Raw genomic sequence first — 20725 nt, 5'->3', positions numbered from 1 at the left:
GCTCAAAGGTTGCAACTGGCGGGAAAGCCCAAAATGCTCATCCGCATCGCGCTTGCCAGAAAACTTCTCGTCATCCTCAATGCAAAAGCACGCGACGCGAGAAGTGAGTTCGCAAATGCAACTTGACCCCCCAGATAGTCGCTCTCCCCTTGCGGGAGAAGGTGGATTGGCGCGCAGCGCCAAGACGGATGAGGGCTGTTGGACGGAGTGCCGTCATTGCCAAGATGGAACACCCCTCATCCGACCGAGCTTCGCTCGGCCACCTCTCCCACAAGGGGAGAAGGAAAGGCCGCTCCGCCCGTACCGCGAACCTGCACCGGGAGCATTGATGACCGTCGCGCTCGAACGTCCCGCAATCGCCGCCGCGAAACCCGCCAGGCGCGGCCGCTTCTCGCTCAGTGCCGTCACGCCCTATTTGCAGTCGGCACCGCTGGCACTCATCCTCGGCGCGTTCCTGCTGCTGCCAATCATCATGATCGCCGTCGTATCCTTCTGGGATTACGACTTCGCCGCCATGTATCCGGATTTCCTGACGACGAACTATTCGGACGTGCTTGGCTCCTGGGTCACCTGGAAGACCTATCTCAACACCATCAAATTCGCTGCCATCGTCTGGGCGCTGACCTTGTTCATCGGCTTCTGGGTGGCCTATTTCCTTGCCTTCCACATCCGCACCACGGCCATGCAGATGGTGCTGTTCCTGGTTTGCACCGTACCGTTCCTGACCTCCAACATCATCCGCATGATCTCGTGGATCCCGGTTCTTGGCCGCAACGGCTTGATCAACTCGACGCTGGTGCAACTGGGGCTGGTGCCAAAACCCATAGAATGGCTGCTCTATTCCGAATTCGCCGTCGTGCTGGCGATGGTGCATCTCTATACGCTGTTCATGGTAACGCCGATTTTCAACACGCTGATGCGGATCGATCGTTCGCTGTTCGAGGCCGCGCGCGATGCCGGCGCGTCCGGCTGGCAGGTGTTGTGGAATGTCGTCATCCCGCTGGCCAAGCCCGGCATGGCGATCGGCACCATCTTCGTCGTCACACTGGTGATGGCCGATTTCTCCACCGTGCAGGTGATGTCGGGCGGCCAGAGCGCGTCGGTCGCACTGATGATGAAGAACCAGATGTCGCTGCTGCAATACCCCGCAGCCGCCGCCAATGCCGTGGTGTTGCTGGTGTTGGTGCTGTTGATGGTTGCCGGCATCTTGCGCATCGTCGACATCCGCAAGGAGCTTTGAGGTGAGCCACGAAAAACGCACCCTCGAATTCTATGTGCTTGCGGCCTTCTTCACTCTGTTCGTCCTGTTCCTCTATGGTCCGCTGTCGGCGATCCTGATCCTTTCTTTCCAGGGCGAGACCGGCGGCCTCACCTTCCCGCTCAATGGCGTGTCGCTGCACTGGTTCGCCAATCTGTTCGAGCGCCAGGCGGTCGGCGATTTCGGCGGCAGCTTCAAGCGCTCGCTCGTGCTCGGCCTGATGGTGATGATCGTCACCGTCGTCGTGTCGCTGCTGGCAGGGCTCGCCTTCCGACAGAAATTTCGCGGCGCCACCGCATTGTTCTATCTGGCGGTCGCCAGCCTCGTCGTACCTTCGATCATCATTTCGCTGGGCATCGGCGTCGTCTTCCAGCAGGTCGGCCTCCGCCCGGCCTGGTACACGTCGGCCTTCGGCGCGCACCTGACCTGGACCTTGCCCTTCGGCGTGCTCATCATGTTCGCCGTCTTCAACCGCTTCTCGCCGGCCTATGAGGAAGCCGCGCGTGATCTTGGCGCCACCTCCTGGCAGACCTTTGCCCATGTCGTGCTGCCGATGATTGCGCCAAGCCTGATCGGCGTCGGCCTGTTCGGTTTCACGCTGTCCTATGACGAGTTCGCCCGCACGCTGATGACGTCGGGCACCTTCAACACGCTGCCGCTCGAGATCTACGGCATGACCACCAATGTCACGACGCCGGTGCTCTACGCACTGGGTACGGTGACCACCGTGTTCTCCTTCCTGGTGATCCTGGCGACGCTGGGCGCTATCCTCTATGTCGGCCGCCGCCGGGCGAGAGCGTGATGGTGCAGATACTGGTGGTGAACCCCAACACGACGGCGAGCATGACCGAGACGATCGCGGCGGCGGCGCGCGGCGTCGCCGGCGCCTGGACAGAGGTGGTGGCCGTCACCTCCTCCATGGGTCCGGCCTCGATCGAGGGCTATTATGACGAGGCATTGGCCGTGCCCGGCCTTTTGATGGAGATCGCCGCCGGCGAACGTGCCGGGGCGCAGGCCGCCATCATCGCCTGCTTCGACGATACCGGCCTGGACGCGGCACGTGCCATGGCCTCCATTCCGGTCATCGGCATCTGTGAGGCCGCACTCAGCGTCGCCTCCTACATTGCCCAGCGCTTCACAGTCGTAACGACCACCGAACGCTCGCGTGTCCCTGTCGAGGGCCTGGTGCAGCGCTACGGCATGGCCGGGCGTGCCCGCGTGCGCGCCGCTGACATTCCCGTGCTCGCCCTCGAAGACACTACATCCGGCGCGGTCGAGAAACTTCGCGCCGAGATCGCACGCGCCATTGAGGAGGACCGCGCCGAAGCCATCGTGCTCGGCTGCGCCGGCATGGCCGACCTGGCCCACCAATTGCAGGACGAGTTCGACCTGCCGGTCATCGACGGCGTCGGCGCGGCGGTCAAGCAGGCCGAGGCGCTGATCGCATTGGGCCTGTCGACCTCGAAGCGCGGTGCCTATGCCAGCCCGCTGGCCAAGTCCTATCGCGGCGTGCTGAAATCCTTCTCGCCCGGAACTATCGCCGCGGAGTGAGCCATGAAGCCGACCATCCGTGCGCTGTCGCTGCAAGAACTGGCCGTTCTTATCGACTGGGCGGCCGCCGAAGGCTGGAACCCTGGCCTTGACGATGCCGCCGCGTTTCAGCCAACCGACCCTGAAGGCTTCATCGGCGCCTTCGTCGGCAACGAGTTGGTGGCCGCCATCTCGGCTGTCGCGTATGGCGGCAATTTCGGTTTCATCGGTCTCTACATCTGCCGACCAGACATGCGTGGCCAAGGCCACGGCAAAGCGGTCTGGAGCGCCGGCATGGCCAGGCTGGCCGGCCGAACAGTCGGCCTCGACGGCGTCGCAGCACAGTTGGCCAACTATCGGCGTAAGGGATTCAGGCCAGCTTACGAAACGATCCGCTTCAGCGGCCGTACCGCGATACCGTCCGTCCGAAGCGATGGGGTGCGCGCGCTAAGCACGCAACTCGTGCCCGACATCATCGCCTATGACGCCCGCTGTTTCCCCGCACCTCGGCGGGCCTTCTTGCACCGTTGGTCGCAACCACCGCATGTCGGGTTCGCCGCGATCAGTTCGCTCGGCACCATAGGCTACGCCGTGGCTCGTCCCTGCCGTTCGGGTTACAAGGTCGGCCCGCTGTTTGCCGACGACACCGAGACAGCGATGCAACTGTTGGGCAGTCTGGCCGGTGCATGCGAAGGCGGCGACCTGCATATCGACGTTCCAGCCGACAATATCGATTTCACTACGGCGCTTGCAGCGATCGGTTTCAGGCCGACCTTCACCACCACCCGCATGTACAAAGGCACGCCTCCGAAGGTCGACTCGCGCCGAATATTTGGCGTGACGACCCTGGAGTTAGGGTAGATCCAGGCGCAGCCTGACAGGCTTGGCGAGGCGCGGCTGACGGCTTTGGTTTTTGGGAACCGGCGCGCGATGGACGATCCAATCTGTAGAAGCGCCGCCTAAGTAGAAGTGTCTGATGTCTCAGGCGGCGCTACGTCGTCCCGGCACGGGGTGTCCCGGCGTCTCATGGCCAATCGGCGTCACCAGAGTGAGGTCGGGATAGCCGCTCTCGATCAGCTTGACGGCGGCCTGCGCCACCTCATCGTCCGCTTGCAGCATGGAGAGGAAGACCTCGGTGCTGTCGCCGACCAGTCGGCCGATGCCGTGCGCGTCGGCCGGTCCGCATTCGACAATGACCAGATCATAAGCGGTGGTCAGCGACTGCATGATGATCGGCAGCCGATCGGCGGCGCGCATGGCGCGGACCGGGTCGGCGGTGCCGACGGGAATGACATGGCAGTCGGAATAAAGGTCGGCGTGGATGACGTCGCTGAACTGCGCTTCGGAAGCGAGCAAATTTGTAATGCCGGGGAACAGTCCGCTGTCCAGCATCGGCCGCGAGGCCGCACCTGATGCAGTTAGGTCCAGCAGCAGCACGCGCAGGCCTGCGTCGGAGACTTCGCGTGCCACCAGCACAGCCGAGGCCGCGGCCTCATCGCCTTCAGGCGAGACGAAGATGGCGCGCGCAGCACCGCTGGCGATCAGCTTTTCCGCCGCCTTCTCGACATCGATCTCGCCAAGGCTGGAGCGCACCGGTTCGGGCTCCGCGTCTGCGGCCGCTGCTTCTTCCAGCGCTGCGGGGGCAGACTCGGGAACCGCCTTCGGCTCCAGTTCATGCTCCATGTCCGCCGGCCGGTCTTCCGCCTCCCCGGTCTTAGCTGCCACCGGTTCCGGCTCGACGACCGGCACCGACGCGACAGGCATTGCCACCTGTTCGATGCGCTCGTCTCGGGCGCCGGGGGCCGGACGCATGGCGCGGCCCGAAAACAACTCCTGCAGAAGCGTGATGATCGACATCAGCAGCAGCGAGCCGACGAAAGCGGCGCCAACGATCGGGACGAGTTTGGGGAAATAGGGTTCTGACGGCACGCGCGCTTCGGAAAACACGCTGGCATCGACCGGCAGATAGTTCTTGCGCGAGGAGACTTCGCGGAAACTCGCCATATAGGATTCGAGCTGCTGGCGCCGGACATTCGCCTCGCGCTGCAGCGCATCCAGCTGGACCTGCTCCTCGCCGGCGCGCGACGACGCCGCCTTCAGCTTGTTGACGTCCGATATGAGCTGGTTTTCGCGCGCCTGGGCGGTCTGCGCCTGCGTCAGTAACCCGCGCATGACCTTTTGCGCCTCGTTGCGTATCTGGCCGTCGAGGTCGGCAAGCTGCGACCTCATCGCCCGCAGGCGCGGATGGTTGTCGAGCAAGGTGGTGGAAAGATCGGCGATGTTGGTTCTGAGCTCGATCTGACGCTCACGCAGCCGCTGGATCAGATCGGAAGACAGCACTTCGGGTACAGCGTCCAGCGAGCCACCGGCCTGCAAGGCCTGGCGCACCCTTTCGGCCGTCGCCTCGGCCGAGGCTCGGTTGGCGCGCACACGCGACAGTTCGGTCGACAGTTCGGACAATTGCTGTGTCGCCAGCACCGAATTGTTGCCGCCCATCAACAGGTCCGACTGCGCGGAACGGAAGGCCGCGACCTTGGCCTCGGCATCCCTGACCTGCTTCTGCAACTCGTCGATCTCCGGCCCCAGGAAGGCGGTCGCGGCAGCGTTCGACTTGGTCTTTGCATCCGCCTGGTAGGCCAGGTAGGCCTTGGCGATCTCATTCGGGATTTTGGCGGCAAGCTCGGCATTTTCCGAGGAAAATTCGACGGTGATGGCACGCGTCTTTTCCACGCCATAGACATTGAGCTTGTCGCGCATCTTCTGCAGGACGCGCTCATCGAGCGGAATCTCTGCCGGATCGCTTTTCAAGCCAGCAGTGACCAGAAGCCAGCTTACCGGCGACATGTCGAGCGCATCGTTGAACTCGGGCTTGTCGCCCAGATTCAGATCGCGAGCCACCTTGTTGAGAATGTCGGACGAGGAAATGACCTGAACCTCGGTTGCTACACCTTCCGCATCGAGCACAGGTTTGTCGTCTTCATTGGTGCCGGCAGGCCGCGTATAGGCCGATTCGTTCAACTGGATTTTCAGTTGCGTCGTCGCCTTGTAGTGCGGCGTAGCAAGCGAGGCAAAGGCGAACGCCAGCCCTGTCACCACCAGCGTGACCACAAGGATGCGCAGCCAGTTCCTCACCAGGCTGGCGAAGAGCTGTCTCAGGTCGACATCGACATCTGCGGCCGCGGACTGAACGGACATGCATTCCTGCTCCGGAACATGAGTCTAGGAAGTACCGTAAACAACTATGGTAACTCAGGCGTTAAGATGGCGGTAAGCAGCCGTTGGGGTTTGCTACCAGCGGGTAAACAAAGGCCGTGAAACCACTCGGCTTTTGTCGATTGCCGCCAAATCGGCCGCATCCCTTTACCGGCCATTAACCCTAACAGGATGATAACAAACCCAGATCCTTAAGGTTTGCCGCCGCTCCATGGCGGCTACAGCGACGAAGGTGTGTGTCCGATCATGAAAAGCGCTGCTGGTCTGTTTCGCGCTCTGCTGGCCGTGTCGATGCTCGCCGGCTGCTCCAGCTACCGGCCGACGCCGGCGGCCTTCCACGAAGTGCTCGACCAGCCCTACCGGCTCGGTGCCGGCGACCGTGTCCGCGTCACCGTGTTCGAACAGGACGGGTTGACCAACACCTACAGCGTCGACCAGTCCGGCTACATGTCCTTTCCGCTGGTCGGCGCCGTGCCGGCACGTGGCCACACGGCCCAGCAGCTGGAAAAAGAGATCGCCGACAAACTGCGCCAGGGCTATCTGCGCGACCCCGATGTGTCGGTCGAGATCGACCGCTACCGGCCGATCTTCGTCATGGGCGAAGTGGGTGCCGCCGGCCAGTATTCCTATGTGCCGGGGCTTACCGTGCAGAAGGCGATTGCGATTGCCGGCGGTTTCTCGCCGCGCGCCAACCAGGAAAGCGTCGACATCACCCGCGACATCAACGGCAAGGTGATGACCGGCAGGGTGGTCACCTCCGACCCCTTGCTGCCTGGCGATACCGTTTACGTTCGCGAACGCCTGTTCTGACATCAACGTGGCGGACCAGCTCAGGATCGTCCACTGCTTTCGCTCACCCGTCGGCGGGATCTTCCGGCATGTGCGCGACCTGACGGAGGCACAACTCGCCGCCGGACACGTTGTCGGCATCGTCTGTGATTCGACCACAGGCGGCGAATACGAGGAACACCTGTTCGACCAGATGAAGGACAGCCTGGCGCTGGGTATCCATCGCACACCAATGCAGCGCCATGTCGGACCGGGCGACCTCGCCTCGGCCTGGCGCACCTATCGAATCATCAAGGAATTGCGGCCGGACGTGTTGCACGGGCACGGCGCCAAAGGTGGCGCCTATGCCCGTCTGTTCGGCTCATTGTTGCGGGTATCAAGGTCTCGCGTAGCCCGCCTTTATTCGCCGCATGGTGGCTCCCTCCACTATGACGAAACGACGACGACCGGAAAGCTGTTCTTCGCGCTGGAGCGCTTCATGGCGCGCTTCACCGACTGCCTGCTGTTCGTCTCCGACTATGAACGGCGCACCTACCGGCGGAAGGTCGGCGAGCCGCCAATCCCGAACACACTGGTCTATAACGGCCTGCGCGCTGCGGAGTTCGAGCCGGTGGTGACCGCGCCTGATGCCGCTGACCTGCTCTACATCGGCATGATGCGCGACCTCAAAGGCCCGGACATCTTCATCGACGCGCTGGCCTTGGCCGGCACGCAGCTCGAGCGCCGCTTGACCGCTGTCATGGTTGGCGACGGCGACGACCTGCCACGCTACCACACCCAGGTGAAACGGCTGGGGCTCGAAAAACAGGTTCGCTTCCTGCCGCCAATGCCGGCCAGGGACGCCTTTGCACTGGCCGACCTCGTGGTCGTGCCGTCGCGCGCGGAAGCCATGCCCTATATCGTGCTGGAGACGCTGGCCGCCGGCAGGCCGATGATCGCCACCGCGGTCGGCGGCATACCCGAAATCTTCGGTGAGGGATCCCCTGCCCTGATCCGTCCCGATTCGCGCGACCTCGGCGACAAGATGGGCGAGGCGCTAGGCGATCTCGACGCCTATCGGCGCGCCATGCCTGACACCGCCAGCCTCAAGGCGCGCTTCGGCGCCGATGTGATGGCTGCCGAAATCGAAAAGGCCTATTTCGCCGCGCTCAGCAAATAGGCTACCTCCCAATAGGCTACCTCCCAAAACCACAGGTTGTCTCAAGGTTTTTTTAGCTCTCTTCTGCTATGGTCATGGCGGAAGCTTGTGGGAAACCCGATGAACGAGACCGACCCCAGGCGCCGCTTTTCGGCCGATGCGGTGCGCAAATTCGACGGTCCTGCCGAGAGCCCCACGCCCGGCGGCATGAACAGTGTTGCCCGCCAGGTTGCCTCGCAATACCGGCGCGATACGATGTCGCCGGTCATGGTCAGCGGCGTGCTGCGCATCGTCGAATTCGCCTTGCTGTTCCTGTCGGGGCTCGTGCTCTACTTTCATTTTGTCGGCTTCTTCACTTACCTCGCCTGGCAATATCCGCTGACCATCGCCGCGGCCTCGTTCCTGGCCGTCGTGTTGCTCGACGTCAGCGATTGCTACCAGATCTCCGCCTTGATGCGGCCGATCTCCAACCTCGGCCGCGTGCTGGCGGTCTGGGCCGGCACCTTCGCGCTGATGGCGCTGACGGCCTTCATCATGAAGATGTCGGAGGATTATTCGCGCCTGCTGTTCGGCACCTGGTTCGTCATCGGCCTGCTTCTGCTGTTTGTCCTGCGCCTGGTGATGTCGAAGCTGATCCGACGCTGGGCGCGCGACGGCCGCATGGAACGCCGTGCCGTCATCGTCGGCGGCGGCAAGGCGGCCGAGATGCTGATCCGCTCGGTCGAAAAGCAGCCCTACAACGACATCCGCATCTGCGGCATCTTCGACGATCGCGGCGACAAGCGCTCGCCACCGATCGTGGCAGGCTACCCCAAGCTCGGTACCATTTCGGAGCTGATGGAATTCGCCCGCATCGCGCGCATCGACATGCTGATCGTGTCACTGCCGCTGACCGCTGAAACGCGCGTGCTGCAGCTGTTGAAAAAACTCTGGGTGCTGCCGGTCGACATCCGGCTCTCGGCGCATTCGAACGCGCTGCAGTTTCGACCGCGTGCCTATTCCTACATCGGCTCGGTGCCGATGCTCGATATCTTCGACAGGCCGATCAACGACTGGGATTCGGTCGCCAAGCGCGCTTTCGATATCGTCTTTTCGCTGGTCGGCATCATCCTGTTTTCACCGGTGATGCTGGTGACGGCCCTCGCCATCAAGCTCGACAGCAAGGGGCCGGTGCTGTTCAAGCAGAAGCGGCACGGCTTCAACAACGAGATCGTCGAGGTCTATAAATTCCGCTCCATGTACACCGACCGCTCGGACCCGAGCGCCAAGCAGACGGTGACCAAGAACGATCCACGCGTCACCCGCGTCGGCCGCTTCATCCGCAAGAGCTCGATCGACGAACTGCCGCAGTTCTTCAACTCGCTGTCCGGCTCGCTGTCGCTGGTCGGTCCGCGCCCGCATGCGATCGCCGCGCAGTCGCACAATTTGCTCTACAACGAGGTGGTCGACGGCTATTTCGCCCGCCACAAGGTCAAGCCAGGCGTCACCGGCTGGGCACAGATCAATGGCTGGCGCGGCGAGATGGATACCAATGAGAAGATCCGGATGCGCACGGAGTACGACCTTTACTACATCGAAAACTGGTCGATGCTGTTCGACTTGCGCATCCTGTTCCTGACGCCGCTGCGGCTGCTCAATACGGAAAACGCCTATTGAGCGCGATTTCCCATGAGGTGCCGCAGGCTGCAGTCAACACGTTGCCGCCATCGGCGGTCAACACATTGCCGCCATCGGCGGTCAACGCCAAGCTGATCGCGCTGATATCCTCAGGCGCGGTGTTTTTTGGCGTCTTCCTCTCGGGCTTCGTCATCGACGAACCGGCGCCTTACGATCTCTTCATGGTCGGGCTGATCGGGGTGTGGGCGCTGTTTGGCCTGCGTATATCGCGCGCTGCCGTGCCGCTGCTGGTGCTGCTGATCACGATGAACATCGGCGGCATGATTGCGATGACGCAGATGGCCGATCTCGCCAACACGCCGCTCTATCTCGCCGTCTCGCTGTTCCTCGCCTTCACCGCGGTGTTCTTCTCTTCGGTGACGGCAGTGCAGCCTGGGCTCTACCGGCTGATCTTCATCGCCTATGTCTTCTCCGCGGTGGCGACAGCGCTGCTTGGTATTGCCGGCTATTTCCACGCCTTCCCCGGCGCCGACATCTTCACCAGATACGATCGCGCCCAGGGCGCCTTCCAGGATCCGAACGTGTTCGGCCCGTTCCTGGTGCTGCCGGGCATCTACCTGCTCTATCTCATGTTGACCGGGTCGATCGCGCGCATGCCGCTTTTGGCGGTGCCGCTGCTGATCATCACCGCCGGCATCTTCTTTTCGTTTTCGCGCGGCGCCTGGGGCATGTTCGCCGTTTCGGCGATCCTGCTCACCGGCGCCCTGTTCCTGCAGAGCAACAGCGGCAAGTTCCGGCTGCGCGTCGTCATCATGACCATTGCCGCCGTCACGCTGCTGGTGGTCGCGATGATCGTCGTCCTGCAACTGCCGGGCGTCAGCGAGATGTTTTCCAGCCGCGCCCAGCTGGAACAGAGCTATGACACGGCGCGGCTTGGCCGTTTCGCCCGCTACACGATCGGCTTCCAGATGGCGCTCGAGCATCCGCTCGGCATCGGACCGCTGGTGTTCGGCACCATTTTTGGCGAAGACACGCACGACATCTGGCTGAAGACGCTGATGGACTATGGCTGGCTCGGCTTCGTGTCATTCCTGTCGCTGACGCTGTGGACGATAGCCGCCGGCTTCCGCATCCTTTTGCGCGACCGGCCCTGGCAGCCCTATCTGCTGTGCGCCTATGTCGCCTTCATCGGCAATATCGGGCTCGGCACCTTCATCGACATCGACCACTGGCGCCACGTCTACCTGCTGCTCGGCCTGATCTGGGGCGCGATTGCGCTGGAATACCGGCATCAGAGGGAATTGATGGCGGAGACAATCCGAATCGGTGGGAAAGCCGCCGAGTTCGGATGACTCCGCCCTGCTGACGGATTGCAGAGATTTCACCTATCTCGCGATACCGGCGACCCGTTCGGGGTATTGCACGGCCAGCATCGAATTGTCGGCGTGGCTGGCAAAGATTGCACTGACCTTTTCCGCATCGAACCTCGCCCTGCGTTTGCGCTTCTCGTCGTTCAGCAAAATGCCGCTGATGGCGTCGAACTTGCGGCCGAGGTTCTTCAATATGCCTCGCTTGATCGGCCAGCTGCGGCTGAAGCGGCCGGCCCAGGGCGTGCCTTTCGCCAGATCGCGGTAGATCGCCATGGCGTCGACCTCGACACCGACCGGGCGAGGCTCCCAAGGTTTGCCCCAGGCGAAGTGGCGGGCGTAGGACCTGCTGAACGGGATCTGGCTGCTGTAGTTGGTCATCACGTTCCAGAACGGATGCATCGTCTGCCACCGGCCTTCGAAGGCCACGTTCAACGCGCCTTGATCCATTCCGTAGACATGTTCCGACGCCAGCTGCCGCGTACGCTCCAGGAGCCCCTCAGCCCTGAGTAGCGGCATGTTGAAGAGAAGAACGCCGGCATTGAATTTCGGTGCACCGGGCTGCATCGGCAGATGTTGCCTGTACTTCGCGTCGAAGTAGGTCTGCTCGTCGTGAGCGGCCAGCAACGGCGCGTTGAGCGGTGTGTTGCAGAGATCGGCTATCGATCGGTTGAAGAGCACGTCGGCGTCGGAATAGGCGATGCGGTCATATGGCTCGAATTCAGGCAATTTATCCGCGAACAGCCTGATGTAGGTCGCAAGGGTGGGATGCGTTCCACGATTGAAGTTCGTCGCCTCCATGAATTTCGTTACGTCGATGATGCTGATCTTCCCGCCGAGCAAACGCTCGCCGGCAGACCGGTCTTCAGCGGGGATAACGCCGGTGTGCAGAATAAAGCCGTCGACCGGGGCGGAGACGTTCAGGACGCGACGTGCCGCCAGACACGCGAAGGGGAAGAACTTCTGGTCAGCGGCGAAAAAGAAACATGATTTTTGCGACATACTACACTGCGCTCCTGCGTCCCTATCCGTCAAAACCCTTGCAGCTCTCAGCTGAATCCGCCGAGTACCTCTGGAAACTGCACGGCCATCGTCCCCGCATCTGCATGCTCGGCATACACCTTGTGGACCTTGCTGCCGTCATACCGTGCGCGCCGCCGATACCGATCCTTGTTCGGCAGCATCCCCATGATGCCGTCGAACCTGCGGGCGAAGCGCCTCATGACGCCCCGCTCGAAGGGAATGCGCTGCATAAAGGGCTGAAGCCAGGGCGTATCCCTTGCCAGACCGCGCCAGACGGCAAGCGCCTCGGGCTCCACGTCGACCTGGCTCCCCCAGGGCTTGCCGCCGGCGAAATGCCGTGCATAGGCTTGGGCGAACCGAAATTCCTTCGTATCGTTGGACATCAAATTCCAGTTCGGATGCATCGTCTGCCACTTGCCCTCGAAGACGATGTTGAGCGCGTTCTGGTCGTTCATCTGCCCGGCAACGGCCACGTCCCTGGCGCGGTGCAAGAGGCCCTGTTCACGCACCAACGGCATATTGAAGACGATGATACCGGCATTGAAATAAGGCGCTCCCGGCTGCATCGACAACTTCTGCCGGTAGCCTGGGCGGAAGTACATATAATCGTCATGGGCGGCCAACAACGGCGCATTCAAAGTCTGGCCCACCAGGTCACCGATATCCCGATTGAACAGAACATCGCAATCGACATGGACGATGCGGTCATAGTCCGCGAACTGAGGCAATTGGTCGGCGAAAAGCCGCACAAAAGTGCCGACATTGCTCGGTCGGAAAGTATGGCCGGCCTGCGCAAACAACGCCGAGACGTCCATTATGCGAAGGCTGTTCTTCAGCAGGCGCTCAGCAACACGCATATCGGCATCGCGTGCACCGACATGCAGGATGAAGCCTGGCGTTGCGTCTCCCGAAACGTCCAGAATTCTGCGAGCCGCCAAGCATGCATACGGGAAATAGTTGGCGTCAGCCGCTAGAAAAAAACAGGAATTCGCCACGCGCAATCCTTCTAATCGATATGGGCGAGCCATATCGCCTTGGCGTAGCGCCGACAAGGCCGGATGCCTGGCGACTTTTCCGGTCCAACGCCCCGTTTTAGCGCTTGCACCATAACCCTTGAAAATATATGGCTTTGCGCGGTCCGGAGTGTAGCGCAGCCCGGTAGCGCACTTGACTGGGGGTCAAGGGGTCGTCGGTTCGAATCCGGCCACTCCGACCATTAATTCCTTGAAATCCCTAGTTTTTATTGAAGGCGCCCTGCGGCGCCTTTTCTTGTTTTCGGAACGAAAGGCGCTCAGAACGCCCGTTTCGGAACCCGGAGTCCCGAAAAAGTCCCGAACTAACCGCGCGAATGTTCGCCATCCGTGCCCGTCGGCGATTCTGGAAATTCGCCAACAATCCCTCGAAGGAACCCGAAATGCGTATCCTTTCTATCGTGCCCGCCAGCGATCCTGGCGATGGGCGCTTTCCGTGCGTCGCCAAATTCGACGCGGAGATATCTGCCGACATCCGAATGTACGGACTGCGGCTCCTAAGATCCCCTACTGGCAAACACCTCTCCTACTCACCGTCAGTTGGCGGCAAGAGGTGCGCGACGTTCTCGCCGGACCTAGCAGAGGCTATCACTGCTGCAGCGATTGCGGCTTTCCACGGAGGCCGTGCAGCCAATGTCGGAGGTTAAACACGCACCGGACTCACTGAAATACCAATGGCGGTTGCTCGGTCTTGTGATCCGCTCCGAATGGGCGACCGGCCTGGATAAGTCGATCGCCTTCGAAATTATCGACAACTACAGAAAAGACAGAGCCGACAGCCGCGCCAGCCTCCGCTACCTGCAGCAAGCTACCGGCGCCGAACGGCCCAATGTCATCGCCTCCCTCCGGAGGCTGGTTGAGAGCGGCCCATTCAGCGTTAGACGATTGGGTGCCGGCACCCGCCCCACCGAGTATAAACTGCACTTCGATCTCGTAGCGGAAAACGCTAGCGGTATTGCTGGCGATACCACTAGCCATCATTTGCTTAGCGGTGTCGTAGGCGATACCTCATGCGGTATTGCGGACGATACCTCTGGCGGCGCTAGCGGTATCGCGGACGATACCGAATCCGTCTTACGTACCCGGCCTACAGCCGGCGTACAGGAAGATGGAAATATAGATACCCCCGACACCCCTGTGCCTGGCCTTTCGGCCGTCACGGGGTCGCGGGACCCAGAGAACGCGTTCGATCGCTTCTGGCAATCGTTCCCGCGGAAGCATCAGAAGCCGAAAGCGCGGGCAGCGTGGGACAAGCTGAACCCCGATGCCGATCTGGCCGAGCGCATCATTGTGGCTGCCGGCGAATGGGCCGCGCACTACATTGAAAATCCTGTCGAAAGGAAATGGATGCCGACGCCAGCCAATTGGCTTTCCGGCGAGCGGTACGACGAGGATCTACCGGCCGTTTATGTCGACGCGAAGGAGGCGGCTATTGCAAGCAGGAAGAGCAGCCGGAAGCCTGCAATTGCTGCGAATGACAACGCAGCCAAGTCTGGCCGCAAGCCACCGCTCGAGCGCAGCAAGCGGATTGTCGACATCACTGATGTGGAGTTTGACGAAATCTCCGATACGCATCATGTGTTTCGATTCAGCCTCACGGAACGTGACCTGCCGGAAACGTGGGACCACGAAATCAATATCAACCATCCGAAGGAGGTCGTGCAGATCGAGGCGCAAAACGAATTCGCCAGGCTGCTGCGGGCGCTTAGTGTCGACAGTGTAGAGAATGAGGAAGAGTTAAAAGCTCTTTCCCGCCGCCCAGTCACAGTCATGCCGAGGTACGGTGGCGGACTGGATTATGCGCCTGCGCCGAAGGCCAACTACCAAGACGACGAGTTGGACTATGAGTCCGACGAAGCTGAGGCCGCATGATGGAACCGGAGCAATTCGAGGAAATCGTGCGCGACGTCCTAGCCGACCGCGAACCTAAAGACGTACGTGTCGTGATGCCGATCGCGGCGTTCGAGGCACAGGACGAAGATGGCCACGACGTCGAGGTTGTCGGAGTCACCTTCACGCAAGCAGAAAACGACGATCTGAACTTCGTGGTGCTCTTGGAGGGGGAAGATGGCGAAGTCTTCCCGACCATGCGCGACACCGTTTGGAGGAAGGCATTAAAACCTACGCCCAAAGTGAGAACAAAACGAGACTCAGCGCCGCGAATCGCTTATAGGCAGATCAGCGATTGACCATCGCTTTCTGTCTGTCTGGTCGGACGGGCTGATTGGCGTGAGGCCACAGGAATTCGCCGCGCACTGCCTCCGAGAAATCGGACGCCCTGTTGCCGCGAGCATCTCAGGTGACCGAGTGTCGAAGGGCGCATGCTTGTACTAGTCGAGCTCCGCCAGCCGCTAGCAAGGGCGGGATATAAATACTCCGTGTTTCAACCCCGTTGGGTTGTACCGGTACGACCCGGAGGTCAACGCGATGAACAATCGCCCTTCGGTTAAATGGACCATCACGGTCAATGTGGCTCTATGCCTCTTCGGCATTGCCGCCATCATAAAGGCCCTGATGCACTGATAAAAAGGGACGTCGACTTCGGACGGCGTCCCGATTTGTCAAAAACGCCCTAACCCTGAATCCTTTACGCACGCGAGCCCACCGCCTTTATAGGCCACGTGCCCTGAATGTCGGGCTGGAAAGAAGCGGCCCAGAAAACTAAATTAGTGTTTGGAGGCGACTTTCGCCCTAGATAATGTGACCAAGACCGTCGCCGCTTTGGCGATGATGAAGACCGGCCCTGGCCGGAACCCGCACCTCGAGTGCCCCAAGCCCCAAAGACACCAGATGAACACTTCCCGCACCATTACCGTGGGCTACGAAACTGTGCAGATTCGCAGGCTGCCATGGGCTGAGTTCTATCGAATCCGTCCGGACCTTAGGCCTGCGAATGATAACGTCAGGACGGCTCAGCCTCGGTCCTTTTCGGAGGACGTCTCTCATAGTCACCTGGCGGCGGCAACAGCATGACTTCCGCCTCTGTACGGCCGTACTCCCTGCCAATTTGGAATACCGCATAGAGCGCGCCGAGCCCGAGTAAGAATCTAAGCATGTGGTCCTCCTTTCTAGAGAAGAACCCCATGCCCCCGCGATTAGTTCCGGGGCCACCAGAACTACCCCGTTCCGCGCCTTGCGGTTCGGCACTACCGGCCTGGCGGCCGGATTCAAACCTGGGGACAATAGCATATGGAACAGATACTCGACCTAACAGGCCGACCAGCACACTTTGATGGGGCACTGCGCGGTAAGGTGTTGTCGTGGCAGGCTTTCGCCACGCTCACTGCCCGCCCAATCCCCAAAGGCGCCGTGCTGCGCCGGAAGCAACCGCACCAACGCCCAGAGCGACGGCCAGCCGACCAATACTGGCTAGGCCGCAAATGCCGTTTTGCGAAGCGCTACACCGATAGGCTGCGCAGTTGGAAGGGTTGGAAACCGAAACCGCCAGAGCAGGCCACTCTGCCGCTTCTAGCGCTCCTGGCGCCATTGTCGGCCACAGCGCTTGCGCGGCATTACTTTGCTTCCTTCATTGCGCCAGAGGCAGCAATCAGGGCACCCATAGCGCCCCGCAGGCCATTTTCAGAAGAGCACGTCGCTGGGAGAATTTCTGCAAGACATGTCAATGCTGCAGATTGGTTCCAGCTAGACATCGATGCGAGCGCCAGCACCCTTGTTGATGGCGTGCGCATACGAACCTCTTCTGGCGAGATGGTGCCGTCGGGAAGCCGGGATCCGGAAGCATTGTGGCCGGCCGAGGCCTCTGCCGATAGAGCCATACGCTTACGGAGCCGGTTCCGCACATTGGGGCCTTTGGCGCACATTGTATGGCGGGCGTTAAACGGCGCTGAGATGGCGGAACTGGCTCCGGCATGGCCGTTCCCACAGCGCTACAAGGCCGAGGCAGGCAGGATCAGGTTGCGATCCGGCCTGGAGCTTTGTGCACGGATGGCGGAGCGGCAAGTCGATCGCCTGCCGCAATGGGAGGTTCTTGATGTGGTGCAAGCCGCATGCGTTGAATGCAGCAAACTGGAAGCAACACGAAGAATGCGCGTGCCGATGTCGGCAAATGACAACACTTGGCAACGCATCGCCGCTTGATTTTGTTAGTGTTTCTGGCTTCGCGCGAGGGTCATTGTAGGTTCTTGCTATATTACAATTATGGAATTCAGTTTAGCATAGCTTCCCCCAGGTCGCCATGCTCGCCGGATAGCGTTCGCCAGCGCACCGGCAACCCGTCATTGCGGCAGTTCCGCAGGCGGGACCAATCGAGCTGCAGCCTTTGGGCTGCGGCTCTTTTTTTGCCCATCACACACGCAATTTCAAACAATGAAAGGAGGCCGTATGCATGGCCACCCTAAACGCTAGCCTGATCGCCATCGAGCGCCATCTGGGCTTCCCGCACTCTCGTAGCCGAACCGTTTCCCGCCGTCTCCAAGAGCGCGGCAAGCTACCTATCGGAGCACCAGGCATCGCCCCCGAACTCGACGCGCACGACGTCGTATCCCTGATTATTGCGCTTGCCGCCGACACGGCCCTGCATGAGGCGCCAGATGCTGTCGAGCGCTATCGTGCTCTCACGCCTGGCGGTGTCGACCTGACGGATGCTCCGGCCAGCATCGAAACGGCCGGCAGCGCGCTGGATATCATGGCCGACGTTGCCATCCATGGTGATGATGCCGACTTGTTGCGCCGTGACTGCATCGAAGTCGTCAGCAACTGGCCAGAGATCGTAATTGCCGACGCCATTGGCGAGCGCACCAAGCGTTTCGTTTCGGTTGGCGCCCTAGCCTCCCATTGGCAGGCCGGCGGCCACCGCAAGAGCACCACCATCAACGGATCCGCGTTTGTTGATGTCATTCGAGATTTGTTTGGAGCTTCGAAATGAAAGAGTCAGACTTCGCAATCCCGTCGCTCTCGGACGCCTCGCCTGAATATGCCGACCTTCTCGCCAAACAGGCCGCCCTGTCGGCACGCCAAAGCGAACTCAGCGCTGAGAAGCGTCGCCTCGACAAAGAGATCCGAACTGCGCCGCAGAAGGAATATTCGGCTCGAGTCGCAGCCCTGCTTGGCGAGCCAGAAGACGATACAGAACACGCGCCCCGCCGGAGGGTGCGCGAGATTGCGACTGAAGTCGCGGACATTGAATCCGCGCTAAGCGTGCTTGCCGGCAGGATTCGGGCGGCCAAGAGTACGGCATCAGCAAACGTTCGGGAGGCTACCAAGCCAGAGTACGCGCGCCGTGTCCAAGCCATCGCGAAGGCCATCGAGGCCCTGAAGGTAGCGCGGGACGACTATGTCACGATTGTTGATGATTTCGTTGCGAACGACGTCGAATGGACCGCACTGGTGCCCCTCCAGCCGACGTTCTGCGGCGATCGGCACGATGGTCATTTGGACCGCTGGCTGCGGGCAGCACGGGAGGCTGGCTATGTCGCGTAACGAACGAATTGAACACGCTTCAGTGGACGAAAAGGGTCGGCGGAAGCCAGGCCGCCGCATGGTCAAACTCCCTGGTGAAAAAGCATACGTCGAACGGTCGGACTCAGCGGTTTACATCGCGCGAAAGCTTGATCTCGATAAGCGCGAGCGCCGCATGCGGAAGGTGATTGATGGCTGACCTGATTACCGGTTTTGCAATCCAATGGAATCAGCCTGCCGTGATTGCTGGCGCCTTCGAGGAGCGGTTTGCTCAAGGCGCTTTCGATAAGTCCTTGGCAGAGTTCCCAGATGTCGCCGCGCTTTGGAGTCATGATCCAAGCAGGCCATTGGCGCGTGTCAGTAACGGCACGCTAACTTTGAAGTCAACGTCGGTCGGGCTCTGGTACTCCATCGAGCCGAACGCTGAATCGCCCAACGGCCAAGAAGCGCTGGCTACGGTAGGCCGAAAGGACGTTGGTCAAGTCAGCGTTTCGTTCAGCCCATGGATCGAGGAGTGGGATGATAGCGCTGACATGCCGCGAAGGCTCATTACCGAAGCCAGGCTGTACGAGGTGTCGCTGGTCCTCAATGGCGCCTACGGCGACACAACGTCCGCCTCACTGTCTCGAGCCTCAGACAACGCTACCGCAGCCAAACGGCGCATAAACGATGCGGCACGTCGAGCAGAGGCTGCGCACAGGCTGCGCGGCATCCGGTAGGGCGCCGCTACTCGGTCTTCGGCGGCACTTCTTTCTTGATCTTTTGGGTGTCCGCAGCCTTCGACATATCGGCCTTCTCGACGCTCGCTGTTTTCTGCGTGTCGACCGATGCCTGTACCTTCTCGTGATATGGGCAATCGGCATAGGCGGCGGATACGGACAGGCCTAACGCTGTGGCTATTGCGAGGAATGTTTTCATCGTCTCCTCCTCAATCGTTGAAGGCGCAGCGTAAGCCCGCTGGCACCGATCGTAAAATCACATTTGCCCCCCGTAGGGGGCATATCGAGTCCTTCCCGCAATGCTACCCCGCCCAACCGCCTAGGTGCTTTGTACGCGATGCCGACTCCCCGGTTGAATCAAGATTTCCATAAAGGTGAAACGATGGCCGAAAAGGCAAAGAAGCCGCCTGCGCATCTGTCGGCCGCAGCGCGGAAGTGGTTCCGATCGGTGGTCGAGGACTTCGACCTAGAGGACCACGACATGAATCTGCTCGTGCTGGCATGCGAAGCGTTGGACCGCGGCGAGCAAGCACGGCAAAGGCTTGCGGTAGAGGGCGTCGTTTTTACAGACCGGTTCGGTTGCCCACGTGCCCATCCCTGTGTTGCGATCGAAAGGGACTCAAGGCTGGCCTACGCTCGGTTGCTGCGAGAGCTTTGCTTGGGCGACGTCGACGGCAACGAAGCATCAAGACCACCCGCACTAGCCGACAATCGAGGCTACTAAATGCCCAGAAAACTGCGAAAATCGAAGCGAAAACAGACAGTTTCTGACGCCTGGATTATCTGGGCCACCGACGGTGGGCTCCCTCCCGAGCCAGATCCCAGCCACGATGATTGGCTGGGCTTTCAATACTTCGCCACAGAGAAAGAGTTGGAGGAGTGCTGGCGCCAGGACGGCGAGCGCGCAATCCAGGCATGGTTAAAGACCAATCCGCCTGGGACTCGTCCTTACAATTGGTGGAAGTACGCGCTCCCTTATGCCGGCGAGCGTCGGTACGGTGCCGATCTTGCGTCGCCATTCTTGGAAGACGAGACTGAGGCCGCATACCTCAAGCGGCACGGGCTGCTACTCAAGGGCGAGCGTATCTGATGCCCAGAAAGAGACGCCGAGATAGGCGCCGCCACGTATCCGAACCGATGCTGAAGTGGCTACGAGGCGAGCCGACCTTCTTTGGATTGATCACCCATCCGGATTACGGATGGGATGGAAAGGATTGGCGGCTGGCGGAAACGTGGGCTGAGCATCGGCATTGGGCACTGCCCGAATACGTGAAACTGCACGACAAAGCGCCGTGGCAGGAGGCGGAGTACGGGTGTTCGCCGTCGATGGTGGCCGCCTGCGGGGATGATGACTGAGATCCCGCTGAGCCATCTCAGATAGCACTCGAAGCGGCGAAATCAAATGGCCACCTTCGAGAGCACCCGTGACGTTCTATTTGCCCTTCTTATTCGGGCGCTGGGTCAACGCCGAACCTGCAGCCGTCTTGGAATCTTTTTTGGTCCCAGTGCCCTTGAGCGTCTTCGACGCTGCGGTCCCTGCCTTCTTGCCGGTCTGTTCGCTCTTTGCCATTTCTGCCTCCAATTTTTATGGCCTGAAGACTCTAGCTCCAGCCTCGCCTGAG

At 60.9% G+C, this 20725-nt stretch carries 23 protein-coding genes, 1 tRNA gene and 1 pseudogene; 20 read left to right on the top strand and 5 right to left on the bottom strand.

Going from position 1 to position 20725, the window contains the following annotated elements; translation table 11 throughout:
• The 5 genes and pseudogenes from AC04SG_RS30480 to AC04SG_RS30460 form a co-directional block, all read left to right on the top strand.
• A pseudogene (locus tag AC04SG_RS30480) lies at positions 1–126 on the top strand (IS110 family transposase); the annotation flags it as partial.
• A 202-nt stretch (positions 127–328) separates the two neighbouring features.
• Positions 329–1240 (top strand): ABC transporter permease, encoded by a 912-nt coding sequence (locus tag AC04SG_RS30475; RefSeq protein ID WP_488554055.1) that lies wholly within the window; start codon positions 329–331, stop codon positions 1238–1240.
• A gap of 1 nt (position 1241) precedes the next feature.
• The gene (locus tag AC04SG_RS30470; RefSeq protein WP_488554054.1) at positions 1242–2060 is read left to right on the top strand and encodes an ABC transporter permease; all 819 of its coding nucleotides are present in this window, start codon (positions 1242–1244) and stop codon (positions 2058–2060) included.
• The gene (locus tag AC04SG_RS30465; protein ID WP_488554053.1) at positions 2060–2809 is read left to right on the top strand and encodes an aspartate/glutamate racemase family protein; all 750 of its coding nucleotides are present in this window, start codon (positions 2060–2062) and stop codon (positions 2807–2809) included. The genes AC04SG_RS30470 and AC04SG_RS30465 overlap by 1 nt, the downstream gene beginning before the upstream one ends.
• Before the next feature lie 3 nt (positions 2810–2812).
• Positions 2813–3649, top strand: coding sequence for a GNAT family N-acetyltransferase (locus AC04SG_RS30460; RefSeq protein ID WP_488554052.1), 837 nt, complete (start codon positions 2813–2815; stop codon positions 3647–3649).
• A gap of 120 nt (positions 3650–3769) precedes the next feature.
• On the opposite strand, the gene AC04SG_RS30455 is transcribed toward AC04SG_RS30460, so the two are convergent.
• Entirely contained in the window at positions 3770–5983 is a 2214-nt protein-coding gene (locus AC04SG_RS30455) for a GumC family protein (RefSeq protein WP_488554051.1), read from the bottom strand.
• Positions 5984–6247: 264 nt separating this feature from the next.
• Here AC04SG_RS30455 and AC04SG_RS30450 point away from each other — a divergent pair, with 264 nt between their 5' ends.
• From AC04SG_RS30450 to AC04SG_RS30435, 4 genes are all read left to right on the top strand, one after another.
• A complete protein-coding gene (locus AC04SG_RS30450; RefSeq protein ID WP_112561792.1) occupies positions 6248–6811 on the top strand; it encodes a polysaccharide biosynthesis/export family protein in 564 nt (187 codons plus the stop codon).
• Between the two features lie 7 nt (positions 6812–6818).
• A complete protein-coding gene (locus AC04SG_RS30445; protein WP_352560358.1) occupies positions 6819–7949 on the top strand; it encodes a glycosyltransferase in 1131 nt (376 codons plus the stop codon).
• 99 nt (positions 7950–8048) lie between these two features.
• Positions 8049–9584 carry an undecaprenyl-phosphate glucose phosphotransferase gene (locus tag AC04SG_RS30440; protein WP_488554050.1) on the top strand — a complete coding sequence of 512 codons (1536 nt, stop codon included), beginning with the start codon at positions 8049–8051 and terminating at the stop codon, positions 9582–9584.
• Between the two features lie 5 nt (positions 9585–9589).
• Positions 9590–10897: an O-antigen ligase family protein gene (locus AC04SG_RS30435; protein ID WP_488554057.1), complete on the top strand. Its 1308-nt coding sequence runs from the start codon at positions 9590–9592 to the stop codon at positions 10895–10897.
• Positions 10898–10930: 33 nt separating this feature from the next.
• Here AC04SG_RS30435 and AC04SG_RS30430 read toward each other — a convergent pair whose 3' ends face one another.
• Positions 10931–11914, bottom strand: coding sequence for a glycosyltransferase family 8 protein (locus AC04SG_RS30430; protein WP_488554049.1), 984 nt, complete (start codon positions 11912–11914; stop codon positions 10931–10933).
• Positions 11915–11961: 47 nt separating this feature from the next.
• Positions 11962–12930, bottom strand: a complete 969-nt coding sequence (locus AC04SG_RS30425; RefSeq protein WP_488554048.1) for a glycosyltransferase family 8 protein — start codon at positions 12928–12930, stop codon at positions 11962–11964.
• A 144-nt stretch (positions 12931–13074) separates the two neighbouring features.
• Here AC04SG_RS30425 and AC04SG_RS30420 point away from each other — a divergent pair.
• The 8 genes from AC04SG_RS30420 to AC04SG_RS30385 all read left to right on the top strand — a co-directional run bounded on the left by AC04SG_RS30420 (position 13075) and on the right by AC04SG_RS30385 (position 19103).
• Positions 13075–13151, top strand: a tRNA-Pro gene (locus AC04SG_RS30420).
• A 448-nt stretch (positions 13152–13599) separates the two neighbouring features.
• On the top strand, positions 13600–14838 hold the full coding sequence (locus AC04SG_RS30415; protein ID WP_488554047.1) for a hypothetical protein: 1239 nt from the start codon (positions 13600–13602) through the stop codon (positions 14836–14838).
• On the top strand, positions 14835–15155 hold the full coding sequence (locus AC04SG_RS30410; RefSeq protein WP_488554046.1) for a hypothetical protein: 321 nt from the start codon (positions 14835–14837) through the stop codon (positions 15153–15155). Before AC04SG_RS30415 ends, AC04SG_RS30410 begins: the two co-directional genes overlap by 4 nt.
• Before the next feature lie 1660 nt (positions 15156–16815).
• Complete coding sequence (locus tag AC04SG_RS30405) at positions 16816–17064, top strand: hypothetical protein (RefSeq protein WP_488554045.1); 249 nt, start codon at positions 16816–16818, stop codon at positions 17062–17064.
• A 247-nt stretch (positions 17065–17311) separates the two neighbouring features.
• Positions 17312–17851, top strand: a complete 540-nt coding sequence (locus tag AC04SG_RS30400; protein WP_488554044.1) for a hypothetical protein — start codon at positions 17312–17314, stop codon at positions 17849–17851.
• Positions 17848–18405, top strand: a complete 558-nt coding sequence (locus AC04SG_RS30395) for a hypothetical protein (protein ID WP_488554043.1) — start codon at positions 17848–17850, stop codon at positions 18403–18405. The genes AC04SG_RS30400 and AC04SG_RS30395 overlap by 4 nt, the downstream gene beginning before the upstream one ends.
• Positions 18395–18583, top strand: coding sequence for a hypothetical protein (locus AC04SG_RS30390; RefSeq protein WP_488554042.1), 189 nt, complete (start codon positions 18395–18397; stop codon positions 18581–18583). The genes AC04SG_RS30395 and AC04SG_RS30390 overlap by 11 nt, the downstream gene beginning before the upstream one ends.
• A complete protein-coding gene (locus AC04SG_RS30385; protein ID WP_488554041.1) occupies positions 18576–19103 on the top strand; it encodes an HK97 family phage prohead protease in 528 nt (175 codons plus the stop codon). The genes AC04SG_RS30390 and AC04SG_RS30385 overlap by 8 nt, the downstream gene beginning before the upstream one ends.
• A gap of 7 nt (positions 19104–19110) precedes the next feature.
• On the opposite strand, the gene AC04SG_RS30380 is transcribed toward AC04SG_RS30385, so the two are convergent.
• Positions 19111–19302: a hypothetical protein gene (locus AC04SG_RS30380; protein WP_488554040.1), complete on the bottom strand. Its 192-nt coding sequence runs from the start codon at positions 19300–19302 to the stop codon at positions 19111–19113.
• Positions 19303–19440: 138 nt separating this feature from the next.
• Between AC04SG_RS30380 and AC04SG_RS30375 the strand changes: the two genes are divergently transcribed.
• The 3 genes from AC04SG_RS30375 to AC04SG_RS30365 are packed head-to-tail and all read left to right on the top strand — an operon-like array spanning position 19441 to position 20459.
• Positions 19441–19827 (top strand): P27 family phage terminase small subunit, encoded by a 387-nt coding sequence (locus tag AC04SG_RS30375; RefSeq protein WP_488554039.1) that lies wholly within the window; start codon positions 19441–19443, stop codon positions 19825–19827.
• Positions 19828–20193 (top strand): hypothetical protein, encoded by a 366-nt coding sequence (locus AC04SG_RS30370; RefSeq protein ID WP_488554038.1) that lies wholly within the window; start codon positions 19828–19830, stop codon positions 20191–20193.
• A 47-nt stretch (positions 20194–20240) separates the two neighbouring features.
• Positions 20241–20459: a hypothetical protein gene (locus tag AC04SG_RS30365; RefSeq protein WP_488554037.1), complete on the top strand. Its 219-nt coding sequence runs from the start codon at positions 20241–20243 to the stop codon at positions 20457–20459.
• A 76-nt stretch (positions 20460–20535) separates the two neighbouring features.
• Here the strand turns inward: AC04SG_RS30365 and AC04SG_RS30360 are convergent, their stop codons facing one another.
• Complete coding sequence (locus AC04SG_RS30360; RefSeq protein ID WP_488554036.1) at positions 20536–20673, bottom strand: hypothetical protein; 138 nt, start codon at positions 20671–20673, stop codon at positions 20536–20538.
• Positions 20674–20725: the final 52 nt, after the last annotated feature.

Source organism: Mesorhizobium sp. CNPSo 4684, from assembly GCF_057784315.1.
This window is presented reverse-complemented; position numbering and strand designations above follow the sequence as displayed.

Excerpts from the sequence above, each read along its gene's own strand:
- AC04SG_RS30475 (WP_488554055.1), top strand. The coding sequence starts at position 329 with ATGACCGTCGCGCTCGAACGTCCCGCAATCGCCGCCGCGAAACCCGCC.
- AC04SG_RS30465 (WP_488554053.1), top strand. The coding sequence starts at position 2,060 with ATGGTGCAGATACTGGTGGTGAACCCCAACACGACGGCGAGCATGACC.
- AC04SG_RS30460 (WP_488554052.1), top strand. The coding sequence starts at position 2,813 with ATGAAGCCGACCATCCGTGCGCTGTCGCTGCAAGAACTGGCCGTTCTT.
- AC04SG_RS30455 (WP_488554051.1), bottom strand. The coding sequence starts at position 5,983 with ATGTCCGTTCAGTCCGCGGCCGCAGATGTCGATGTCGACCTGAGACAG.
- AC04SG_RS30450 (WP_112561792.1), top strand. The coding sequence starts at position 6,248 with ATGAAAAGCGCTGCTGGTCTGTTTCGCGCTCTGCTGGCCGTGTCGATG.
- AC04SG_RS30440 (WP_488554050.1), top strand. The coding sequence starts at position 8,049 with ATGAACGAGACCGACCCCAGGCGCCGCTTTTCGGCCGATGCGGTGCGC.
- AC04SG_RS30430 (WP_488554049.1), bottom strand. The coding sequence starts at position 11,914 with ATGTCGCAAAAATCATGTTTCTTTTTCGCCGCTGACCAGAAGTTCTTC.
- AC04SG_RS30415 (WP_488554047.1), top strand. The coding sequence starts at position 13,600 with ATGTCGGAGGTTAAACACGCACCGGACTCACTGAAATACCAATGGCGG.
- AC04SG_RS30410 (WP_488554046.1), top strand. The coding sequence starts at position 14,835 with ATGATGGAACCGGAGCAATTCGAGGAAATCGTGCGCGACGTCCTAGCC.
- AC04SG_RS30405 (WP_488554045.1), top strand. The coding sequence starts at position 16,816 with ATGGCGGAACTGGCTCCGGCATGGCCGTTCCCACAGCGCTACAAGGCC.
- AC04SG_RS30400 (WP_488554044.1), top strand. The coding sequence starts at position 17,312 with ATGGCCACCCTAAACGCTAGCCTGATCGCCATCGAGCGCCATCTGGGC.
- AC04SG_RS30395 (WP_488554043.1), top strand. The coding sequence starts at position 17,848 with ATGAAAGAGTCAGACTTCGCAATCCCGTCGCTCTCGGACGCCTCGCCT.
- AC04SG_RS30390 (WP_488554042.1), top strand. The coding sequence starts at position 18,395 with ATGTCGCGTAACGAACGAATTGAACACGCTTCAGTGGACGAAAAGGGT.
- AC04SG_RS30385 (WP_488554041.1), top strand. The coding sequence starts at position 18,576 with ATGGCTGACCTGATTACCGGTTTTGCAATCCAATGGAATCAGCCTGCC.
- AC04SG_RS30380 (WP_488554040.1), bottom strand. The coding sequence starts at position 19,302 with ATGAAAACATTCCTCGCAATAGCCACAGCGTTAGGCCTGTCCGTATCC.
- AC04SG_RS30375 (WP_488554039.1), top strand. The coding sequence starts at position 19,441 with ATGCCGACTCCCCGGTTGAATCAAGATTTCCATAAAGGTGAAACGATG.
- AC04SG_RS30370 (WP_488554038.1), top strand. The coding sequence starts at position 19,828 with ATGCCCAGAAAACTGCGAAAATCGAAGCGAAAACAGACAGTTTCTGAC.
- AC04SG_RS30365 (WP_488554037.1), top strand. The coding sequence starts at position 20,241 with ATGCTGAAGTGGCTACGAGGCGAGCCGACCTTCTTTGGATTGATCACC.
- AC04SG_RS30360 (WP_488554036.1), bottom strand. The coding sequence starts at position 20,673 with ATGGCAAAGAGCGAACAGACCGGCAAGAAGGCAGGGACCGCAGCGTCG.